2 protein-coding genes are annotated in these 2,183 nt (G+C 56.7%); both read left to right on the top strand.

What is annotated here, in order from left to right; all coding sequences use genetic code 11:
* Nucleotides 1-236, top strand: a 236-nt coding sequence (locus tag AC1DX0_RS34950; RefSeq protein ID WP_477358966.1) for a hypothetical protein, incomplete at its 5' end; no start/stop codon positions are given.
* Between the two features lie 925 nt (nucleotides 237-1,161).
* The gene (locus AC1DX0_RS34945; protein WP_477220588.1) at nucleotides 1,162-1,698 is read left to right on the top strand and encodes a DnaJ domain-containing protein; all 537 of its coding nucleotides are present in this window, start codon (nucleotides 1,162-1,164) and stop codon (nucleotides 1,696-1,698) included.
* Nucleotides 1,699-2,183: the final 485 nt, after the last annotated feature.

Below are 2,183 nucleotides of genomic sequence, written 5' to 3'. Positions count from 1 at the left end.
GGCAACTCGCCACCGCTTGGCCCGCGCGGTCTCCGCCAACAGAAATTGCGGGCTTTCAATCATCGAAGGAAGTGATGTTCGACAAGCCGGCCACAACCAGCATCGTCTCAATTTTCGAGAAGCCACATTGGCGCACCGTCCTGACCACCAAGGACAAGGCCAAAGCGCTGGCGATGACCAAAGAGATCGGCGACAAGGTGAGGGTCGAGGAGATCACGCCGAAGGAGAAGCGTTAGCTGACAATCGCGGCGATCTCATGTTCCTACGGCCGGTTCCCAAGTGCCTCAAGTTCATCAAGCGTGAACTCAATCTGGTATCGGTATTGCGAACCTTTTGCATAGATACCAGCAGCATCTATCGAAAGGACGACCGCCCCATCCGTTTCGGATCTGAAATCGCCATCGCCCAACGGTCGATGGAAAATCGTCCGAGAAGCGCCTTCTCGTTTCGCAGGTCTTACCAGTATCCGCATTGCCTACCTCCTGTTGCCTCGCAAATAGGAAGTAGCGCCCTCACGCCACAACAGAGGGCTCGGAGCAATTGCCGTGCCAAACCATGCGCCCCAATATGGGACAGCAGGATCGATTGTCCGGCGCGCTTGCTCAACGCTAAAAACAAAAATGGCCGGCGCCAGTTGGGAGCTGGGTGGCTTTGGGGATGACGCCGGCCAGACGAACCGTCAGGTCCGCCGCACCTCAGGCATGACGGATTCGCGGGCGCGTCGGTATGGTGCGATCACGTATCCGCTACAGGCCATAATATTCGCTTTCGCTAATATAAAAGTGACGTAACGTCACGCCCCAGCATCTTGGGGATGCACAACCGTGGGGAAGTACGATGAGAGTGGCTATGTTTTGCGCGGCGATCGTCATAGTTTTGTAGCGGTCGACTCCAAGGCGATTCTCATTGCCTAAGGCACGCAAGACCTTGGTCAAAATATAAAAACCCGCCGCGTGGGCCTCTATCGACCCAACGCTCCCATCCGGCGAGCGGCGACCATTTCTCCTCCCACCAGACAGTAACCGACCATCGACGCCGGACCAAAGTCTTGGCCGCCGCAAGCAATGGTCTGACGTAACCGCTTTGGTTCCGTGCTTGTCCACTGGATGTTCATTATTTTAGCCGATATGAATATATGATTGCGTTTGAGGGAGCGCCGCGATGTTCGTTGACTACTACGAAGTTCTGGAAGTTAGCCCAAACGCCAACTCCGAAACGTTGGAACGGGTGTTTCGTTATTTTGCCATGCGTTACCACCCCGACAATCAAGCCACCGGCGATGAATCCCGCTTCAGCGAAATCGTGGAGGCTCACAATACGCTCAAGGATCCTGTCAAACGGGCGCAATACGACATCCAGTACAAGGACCATGCGGGTCTGCGTCGGGAGCTGGCCGAGGAAGCCGCAAACCCCAAAGGCATGGAGCGCGACGTCGTAATTCAAGCAAAACTGCTGGCGCTTCTCTATGTAAAACGCAGACAAGACGTCAACAATCCCGGCATTGGAGACGTAGAGCTTGAGAGATTGTCAGGCTGCCCGCGCGAGCACCTTGAGTTTCATCTCTGGTATCTCAAGGCAAAAGGTTGGATAGCAAGGATCGAGAACGGGACGATCGCGATCACCGTTGAGGGTGTCGATCGCGCCAATTCCGAACATCGCCGCGACCCGACCACCAAACTGCTGGACCATGCTTCTTGACCGCATGCTCGCTTGTGGCCGGTCACCCGTCGAAATGATTCGCTGGCTGGCGCCCATCCAAAGACAATTCGCGGCTGCCAGAGGCGGCAGCTGAAATAGAAAACCCCACCGGCAGGGAACCGGAGGGGTTAGTCCTGGGAGGACGCGCGGCACGCGCTGCGTTCGTCGACCGCGCATCGCTGAGATATCGCCCGGTTGCGACACCGATGTGACAGACAGGTGCGCGTCTCGAGGATATCCCGGCCGTGAGCGCAACCGGGGGACCCGCATCAAGCCTTTGGAAAGGAGAAATGTGGTTCTGTCCGGAAGCTGAGGCGCGAGCGCGTGCTGGCCAAGGCAAGGCAACAGAGGCGGGCGAATGGACATATTTGGCATCAAGGCGCTGTTGATCTCCGCGTTGATCTTCATTCCGTTCGAACATCTGTTCCACGAACGGCCGCAGAAGACCCTGCGCAAGGGCCTGGGTGTCGATCTGATCTATGTGC

This window comes from Mesorhizobium sp. P3_A9, from assembly GCF_056402975.1.
This window is presented reverse-complemented; position numbering and strand designations above follow the sequence as displayed.